The organism is Planktothricoides sp. SR001 (assembly GCF_001276715.1).
Lineage (GTDB): Bacteria > Cyanobacteriota > Cyanobacteriia > Cyanobacteriales > Laspinemataceae > Planktothricoides > Planktothricoides raciborskii.
In genome coordinates this window covers 147,703-156,207 of record NZ_LIUQ01000005.1, presented here as the reverse complement: position 1 = coordinate 156,207, position 8,505 = coordinate 147,703, and the positions used below count along the sequence as shown (strand labels likewise).

The following is an 8,505-nucleotide window of genomic DNA, read 5'->3' as shown; positions in this document are numbered from 1 at the left end:
TTTGGGAGAATAAATTATTCACTACAGAGACACGAAGGACACAAAGTAAGTTAATTATCAGTTCTTTTTTCGATATTTTTTTCTTCTATTACTAAGTTAAAATATAAAATATAGCAATAATCTAAACAAATAAAAATTTTAATTGTTTTTATGATGTAATTTAATCCATAATTTTGGTTAAATTTTACCGACAAAATTATCGTATGTGGATGACGATCGCCCAGAATTTTTTGATAGATTTTCCAGGCTTGCCGATATAGCGCTTCGGCGGCTTAAAACCCCCGTTGGTAGTAGTAAACCATTTCTAAGTTGTTCAGCGATCGCGCCACATTTGGATGATTTTACCCCAGTAATCGCTGAAAAATTTTTCAAGGTTTTAATTAATCAAAGTTCGTTTTGTTGATACTAATTATGGGAATAATAAAGATTTGCTTATTTGTTCAGATAACTGGCTACATCGTGATGATTCTCTCCCGAAATAAATTTGCTTAAATATCCCTAAAGCTTGCGATAAAAGTGGTTCCGCGTTTCTATATCTTTTTTGGCAGTGATTCACCATACCTAAGTTACTTAGAGAAGCGGCTAAGTCCAGATTATTTTCTCCCAAAAACCTCTTTATAATTACTCAATATTGGCAAATAGTTCTACTTCTTGATATTGCTTTTGGTAGTAAATTAACCCCGTAAGATTCAAGATATCAGCTACTTCGATTTTTTGACACAATTTTTTTGCGAGGTAATCGCTTTTTCAAGGTATTTAATTGCTAACGCTTGTTCTTTTAAATAGTCCCGATATTCCCACCGTTGCACTCTAGTTTGATATCTATTTTGGTAAATTTTCCCTATGTTGGCATATAAAATACTCAAACTGGTGTCTTTGACTCCTTGCTGCTTTTTTTGGGCAATTAGCTGTTGGAACTCTGTTAAGGACAATAAGACATCATCGGTGTCTTCAGCATCCGAGGATAAGCCACTTTCTAGAGATGGCAAATTTTTTGATTCGTTTTGATCAGAAATTGCGGTTTTTTTGTCTGAAAAGCGAGAAAAATATTGGTGATAACGCCAAACCCTTGGGGCGACAACCAGGTCTGGGCGATCGGGGTTTTGTGGTGTTTGATTTTTATCTTTCTGATGGTTTTGAGAGGCGATCGCTCAATTCTTCACTATCCATTAGATAATTTTCCTTCTTTGTAGCCACTCGGTGACAAGAGACAATGACAAGAGACAATTCGGCGATTGGATATACTGAATACTTTACCCCAAATTTGGCCAAGAGTTAGAACCTCAATGGGGGATTAAGTCTAAAATTTGGTCAGTTGGTTGAAACTTTTTGCATAATTATTGAGAATTATTGAAACATTTTCATGGTATTGATTCTAGGGATAATCCTAGGGATATTATTTTAATTTTTGCAAAGACGACGAACCCATGCGCCCATACCGGGGGCGATACCGAGGGCGATCTAAACCCCTGATGGTGTATGGGCTGACAACCCGGATCCTAAATCCTTTGAGCATGGTCTATATTAAAGAAACGCTGTAATCAACGCGGCTAATGGCAGGTCTGTGACAGGTAATACAGATGAGTGATGATCCTAAACCCAATCTACCCCCAGATCCAAAAGCCCAAAAGCTTTCGAGTTTTTGGTTTCGTTTTCTGTTTTGGGTAAAACGACCCTCGACCATTGCCATTATGTTTTCTCTGGTGGCATTGGGGACGGGGGCTACTGTTTGGGCTTATCTATTTATCACCCAAAAGCTGGTGCCTCTGGTATCGGAACAGATGACTAAAATTGTGAATCGACCCGTCGAATTAGGCAGCGTCGAACGATTTTCTCTGAATAGTATCCGGTTTGGTCGGTCTGTAATGCCTCCGACGGATAGTGACCCCGATCGCCTCTCCATTGAAGGGGTAAAAGTGGGTTTTAATATTGTGCCACTATTGTTAAAACGTTCTCTACCTGTAACAATTACCTTAGAAAAAGTTAATGCATATATAGAACAAGATGAGTCCGGGGCTTGGCTGGATCTAAATATCACTACCGAAGATAAACCTTTGCCTATAGAAATCCCCACCACCATTAAAATTCCTGATGCCCAAATTGTGCTTTTGGCCAAGGGCAAAACCACCCCGTTGTCGGTAAATATTGATTTAAAAACTCAGTTATCGGAAAAATTTAAACAGGCAAAATATGATGTTAATTTGGGTATTAAAACCGGCAAGGTAACGGTTAAAGGGCAAACGTTTCTGGCAACAGGCGAAAGTAAGGTTAATGCTAGAATCGATAATTTTGCCCTGACAGATTTAAACCCGATTATTCCTGATTTGCCGATTAATTTGACCAATGGTTTGGTAGCCGCAAATTTAGATGTTAATTTGCCATCATTTCAGGACTTACCCACGGTTTTGGGATCTCTGGGTTTTCGAGAAATTGAGGTGAATGGGGATATTTTACCGGAGAAACTTTTGGCTAATGGTTTACTACGTTTCCAAGGTCAAACGGTGAAACTGGAAGATTTACAAGCTAGTTTAGGGGCGATCGCCGCTGAAGTTTCCGGTCAAGTGGATTTAAACCAAGGGTTTAATGTAGCCGTAGATGTGAATCCGTTTTCTTTGAATAGTCTCCTAGAACTTGCCCAAGTGGATTCTCCGATATTTTTAGACGGGGATATGGCGGTTAATTTGCAAGTTACCGGGCCTTTAAAAAATCCACAAGTTGTCGGGAAAGTCGAAGCGATTAGAAATACGCGAATCGACCGCGTAGATTTTGAGGAAATTTCTCTAAATTTTTTGGCTGATTTACAACAATTTACTCTGACAGAATTGCGGATTTTACCTCTAGCTGGAGGACAAATTACTGGAGAGGGTGAGGTGAAATTCCCGTCCAAGTCTCCCCAAGATATTCAATTAGCGTTTGATTTTGGGGCTGATTTGCCGATAAATGCGATCGCCTCTCCATACAATTTGCCCCCAGAACTGGCGATCGGTAATATGAAAACTGCCGCTAAAATTCGCGGGACTGCGGATAACCCAGAAGCATCTTTAAATTGGCGATTACCGGCAGCGGAAATTAGCGTCCCCAACCCAAATAATCCCTTAGCGATCGCCCTTTCCGGGTTTGGTGAAATCATTTTTCGCGATAAAATTGTCCGCTTGCGGAATACCTTCTTAACACTCGGTGATGGTAGTATAACTCTGGCGGGAAATGGCAATTTAGAAACGAAAAAATGGCAATTTTCTATGGCTGCCGCTTCATTTACTCTCGATCCATTTTTGCCTGTACCGATAAAATTAGCGATCGCCAATGCTAACACTAAAGCCTCCGGTTCTTTAGACAACCCCGACCCAAAAGCGATCGCGGCTTCCGGTGAATTGGGCTTAAATATAGAAGGGGGAACAATTCAGGGAGAAGGGCAACTTGATCGCGGCAATATTTCCGCCTCTGCTGCTATTAGTCAAATTGAATTAAGTCGATTTACTAATCAATTTAATCCCCCACTGCCGTTAACCTTACTTGCAGGTGACATAAAATTATCCGGTAGTTTAGATAATTTAGGCCCTGGGGCGATTCAAGCATCTGCTAATTTAGGGTTAAAAGTTGCCGATGGTTTAGTGAATATTCAAGGGGAAATTAATTCTGGTTTGGTCAAAGCTGGGGTCACAACTTCAGCGATTAATTTAGCGAGAATTGTTCCACAATTGCCCATCCCAATTACTTTACTGGGTAGCCAAGTTAATCTTTCCGCTTCGATCGCATCTTTAACTAATGCGGCGATATCTGCTAAATCGACAAATGAAGGTTTACCCACTGGGTTAAATTTAAACGGCATTGACCTTAATACGGATATTCGTTTAAAAGTTGCTGAAGCTTTGGTTAATGCCCAAGCCCAGATTAATTCTGGGGCAGTCAAAGCGGCTTTAAATACCACAGAAATTGACGTATTGTCGTTGGTTGTTAAGAAACCGGGTTTCTTGGAGAAACCCAGTTTCTTGCCTGAGTTATTAGCTGACGTAAAATTACTGGGAATTCAGGCAAATCTTTCCTCATCTTTAGCGGCTTTAATTAATGCCGCGAATCAGTTTAAAGAAGCGATCACCCGTCAAGAATTACCCCCCGCCGATAGTTTAACTGGCATTGACCTTGATACGGATATTCGTTTAAAAGTTGCTGAAGGTTTGGTTAATGCCCAAGCCCAGATTAATTCTGGCAAAGTTAACGCGGCTTTAAATACCACAGAAATTGATGTAGCTTCCTTGCTTGTAAAGCTTCATAAACCCGGTTTTTTGGAAAAACCGGGTTTCTTTGCTGACGTAAAATTACTGGGAATTCAGGCAAATCTTTCCTCATCTTTAGCGGCTTTAATTAATGCCGCGAATCAGTCCAAAGAAGCGATCGCCCGTCAAGAATTACCCCCCGCCGATAGCTTAAACGGAATTAACATTAATACGGATATTCGTTTAGCCATTGCTGATGGTTTAGTCAATGCCCAAGCCCAGATTAATTCTGGCAAAGTCAACGCGGCTTTAAATACCACAGAAATTGATGTATTGTCGTTGGTTGTTAAGAAACCGGGTTTCTTGGAGAAACCCGGTTTCTTGCCTGAGTTATTAGCTGACGTAAAATTACTGGTATTACAGGCAAATCTTTCCTCATCTTTAGCGGCTTTAATTAATGCCGCGAATCAGTCCAAAGAAGCGATCGCCCGTCAAGAATTACCCCCCGCCGATAGCTTAAACGGAATTAACATTAATACGGATATTCGTTTAGCGGTGGCTGATAGTTTAATTAACACTAAAGCCCAGTTAAATGCTGACGGAGTAAAAGTTCGCGGTAATGGAGAAAAAATTAATCTCGCAGCATTTCTCCCTAATTTACCACTACCAGTAGGGGTAAATAGCTTACAATTTAACCTAGCCACCTCTTTACAATCGCTGTTATTATTGCCACAAACTCAAGATTTTCGTGGGCTTGATGCCAATGTAAATATGGATTTAATCGTGGGCGATGGTCGCATCAACGTTGAAGGGCGATTAAATGCTGGTTCTTTATTGGCGTCGGCAAAAAGTTCTGACCAAATTTATCTCCCTAAATTATCCCCACAACTGCCCATTCCTATCACTATATTTGCCAGTGGATTTACCCTGTCTGCTGGAGTAAACCCGCTAATTTCCGCCGCCCAAAAAATAGCGATCGCAGGCATTGATGCCTTAAATCATGAAACCTTGCGAGATATCCAGGTAAATGGCAATGTGGATATGGCGATCGCCCAAGGTCGGGTGAGTGCGATCGCTACCGTCAGGGAAAATCAATGGCAAACTGCCATCAATACGGTCAATATTCAACTATTAGAATTTGCTGCCTTCTTACCCCCAACAGTATTAGAAAATCAGTTTTTAGAATTAAACCCCGATAAATTCCAGTTAAATAGTCAAGCAAATTTAGCCGGAAAAATCGCCCCTTTATTCGCTTTCGGCGCTGAACCTGTAGCCATTGAATTGCAAAATGTATCGGCACAATTGGGCGATCAATCCTTAAAAGCTAAAGGGTCAATAGTATTGACCGATTTAATCACCAATCCTGATGTTTCCCAATTGCAATTAGAGTTAATGGTTCGGTCTAATTTAAATACCTTACCTGTGAATTTGCCCCCCCAAGTGGTCGCCCAAGGACAGATTTCGTTTGATGGCCGCTTAGAAGGTAAAAATTTAATTTCTGACCCGTTATCACCGGGAAATCTGCAATTTATCAGCGATTTACGTTGGGAAAATGTAGCCGTAAATGAATTTAAATTAGACCCTATATTAGCCGGAAAGTTAAATATTCAGACGGGCAAAGAAGTGGCGATCGCCTTAAAAGGAAAACGAGATATTTTATCTGCCCAATTAGCCGCTTGTAATCAGCCAGAATGCTTGCTGCCATATTTGCCGGTTGCCTTAGCAGTAAAACTAGGGTTAGACGCAGAAAATACCCTGATTATTAACGGCAACCGTGAAGGCGATCGCTTTAATCTGAACCTAGAAGAATTTTCCCTAGGGGTGTTAAATATAGCCCCCGCCATTGACTATGGAATTACGGGAACCGTTGGGGGGAATGTCAGCGCCAATTTAGGCATTAACTTATTTACCCTAGCCAGTTCGGGAAATTTGCGAATTACTAAACCATCCGTAGGCTATATTCAAGCCGAAGAATTCGCCACCAACTTTGCTTATAAAGATGGTATTGGCCAAATTCCCCAAGGATATCTTAAATTGGGGCAAAGTCAATATGAATTTGAAGGGGGAGTCAATCTAAATACCAGGGCAATTAACGGTAAAATTACCACCAATGTTGCCCAAGTAGAAGATATCCTCAACACCTTTAGCTGGTATCGCTTTGAAGACCTAATTAGAAATATCCAATCCCCCAATACTGACTCAGGAAATTTACAAACCGCCTCGCGAGGACTGCCCAATGAATCACTGATCAATCAGCTACGTCGCTTTGCCGAAATTAATGCACTTTTGCAAAGAAATGCTGAAGATGCTAAATTAGCTTCGCCACCAAATTTAATCGATATTCGCGGCGGTTATCAAGCGGATATCTTAATTGCGGGTACTGTAGAAAATCCCCAATTTGACTTAAAAGTAGCAGCCCAAAACCTAGAGTGGCGCACCAAACCGCCAGTGGTTGAAGTGGGTGAAACAGGAATAAAAATCCAAGATTATAAAATTATTCCCATTGATAGAGTGATTGTTCAAGCAAATTTTAAAGATGGGTTTTTTACGGTGCAGCCCATGCGTGTGGAGTTTGGGGACACGCTAATTTCTTTTGTGGGCAAATTAGGGCTAGAAAGCACCACGGGAAAATTTCAAATGGAGAAACTTTCTCTGGATACTTTGCGTAATTTTGTCGAAATACCAGGGGTGAAAATTGATGGCAATATTAACGCAAATGCGGTATTAGCAGGAACGATTAATAATCCGCAAATTCGGGGAGATATCTCTTTAACCGAAGGGGAGATTAATGATCAAGCAGTCGATCGGGTATTTGGCACTTTTTCCCTATCTAATCAACGGTTACTTTTTGCCACGACTCAGCCGTCGTCATTACAAGTGTTTGGCAGTGTCCCGGTTCCCCCTGTCCCCGGAAAAAACGACATGGTTTCGCTCAATTTGAATATCGGTACAGAGGCGATCGCGCTGTTAAATTTATTCACCCAAAGACAACTAGAATGGATATCTGGAGAAGGAGACATTAAACTCTCAGCCAAAGGTAAACTAGACTTAGAAAATAGAATCTTAAAACAGTTAGAAGCAACTGGGGCAATGACCTTTCAAAATGCTGTCCTCAAAACCGCTACCTTAGATGAAGCATTAACTATCAATGGTCAAATTGCCTTTGACCAAGAACGGATCCGCATCGATCAATTTGCCGGGACATTTGCCAACAGTATTTTAACCGCCCAAGGAGTGTTACCCATCTTAGAACCCCTGAGTTCTGACGATCCAGACTTAGAGTATCCGATGACCATTTCCCTGAATGAGGGCAAAATTAATCTAGAAAATATTTATAAAGGAAAAGTAGGGGGTGAAGTGACGATCGCCGGAGCAATTTTTCGCCCGATCATTGGCGGTGAAATTCGGTTATATGATGGCAAAGCGTCTGTTCCCAAACGAGACGAAACCACATCAGCAACTTTCACATTAGAGGAAAAAGAACCGCCTATTGTCCCCATCTTAGATAACTTTAGAATTATTTTAGGCAATAAATTTGAATTAGAGAACTGGCCGTTATTTGATTTTAGGATTACCGGGGATTTAACCGTCAATGGATCCTTATATGACTTAAAGCCCGATGGCATAATTCAGTTAGTCCGGGGACAAATTAATTTATTTAGCAGTCAGTTTTTTGTGACTCGGAATTACGAGCAAATTGTCGAATTTTCCCCAGATTGGGGGTTAGATCCCAATTTGAATATTCAGTTAGGAACGGTGGTGTTAGAGAAATCTAGCGAACAACGTCTCCCCGATTCAGAATCAGAAATTGCGGATCCTTTAGTGTTTTCTGCCCGACCAGATCAAATTAATGTGCAATTAACTATTAAAGGGCGATCTAGTGAACTTTTAGCCGCAATGGATAGTAACTCTCAACTGCTGGATTTGGTGGAACTCACGAGTATTCCTAGTCGGAATAAGAGTGAAATTATTTCCCTGTTAGGCAATAAATTTTTAACCACCTTAGAAGAAATTCAACGACTTCCGGGAGATTTATCAAATCGATCCAGTCGAGAATGGTTAGAATTAGCGATTAATAACTTTATCGTTAAACCTTATGTCCAAGAGTTGCAGTTTACCTTGGAAGATATGGTGACAAAAAATGGTCGCAAGATTGGGTTAGAAGATTTACGAGTTTATCCCACAATTGAAGGAATTTATCAAATTAATGAACAATCGTTTTTGGGAATTTCTTATGATTATAATTATCAACAGTTTGAGGTTGAGTATAAGATTCGATTTTAAACGGCGA

At 40.5% G+C, this 8,505-nt stretch carries 5 protein-coding genes; 2 read left to right on the top strand and 3 right to left on the bottom strand.

What is annotated here, in order from left to right; genetic code table 11:
• Positions 1 to 177: 177 nt before the first annotated feature.
• The 3 genes from AM228_RS31885 to AM228_RS04975 form a co-directional block, all read right to left on the bottom strand.
• Positions 178 to 372 (bottom strand): hypothetical protein, encoded by a 195-nt coding sequence (locus tag AM228_RS31885; RefSeq protein WP_156331546.1) that lies wholly within the window; start codon positions 370 to 372, stop codon positions 178 to 180.
• A 37-nt stretch (positions 373 to 409) separates the two neighbouring features.
• Positions 410 to 607, bottom strand: a complete 198-nt coding sequence (locus tag AM228_RS36655; protein ID WP_072160655.1) for a tetratricopeptide repeat protein — start codon at positions 605 to 607, stop codon at positions 410 to 412.
• Positions 608 to 701: 94 nt separating this feature from the next.
• Positions 702 to 989 (bottom strand): hypothetical protein, encoded by a 288-nt coding sequence (locus AM228_RS04975; protein WP_054465001.1) that lies wholly within the window; start codon positions 987 to 989, stop codon positions 702 to 704.
• Here AM228_RS04975 and AM228_RS04970 point away from each other — a divergent pair.
• Entirely contained in the window at positions 983 to 1,177 is a 195-nt protein-coding gene (locus tag AM228_RS04970) for a hypothetical protein (protein ID WP_156331545.1), read from the top strand. The genes AM228_RS04975 and AM228_RS04970 overlap by 7 nt on opposite strands.
• Before the next feature lie 403 nt (positions 1,178 to 1,580).
• Positions 1,581 to 8,498 carry a translocation/assembly module TamB domain-containing protein gene (locus AM228_RS04965; RefSeq protein WP_054464999.1) on the top strand — a complete coding sequence of 2,306 codons (6,918 nt, stop codon included), beginning with the start codon at positions 1,581 to 1,583 and terminating at the stop codon, positions 8,496 to 8,498.
• Positions 8,499 to 8,505 lie beyond the last annotated feature (7 nt).

Excerpts from the sequence above, each read along its gene's own strand:
- AM228_RS04965 (WP_054464999.1), top strand. The coding sequence starts at position 1,581 with ATGAGTGATGATCCTAAACCCAATCTACCCCCAGATCCAAAAGCCCAA.
- AM228_RS04970 (WP_156331545.1), top strand. The coding sequence starts at position 983 with ATGGCAAATTTTTTGATTCGTTTTGATCAGAAATTGCGGTTTTTTTGT.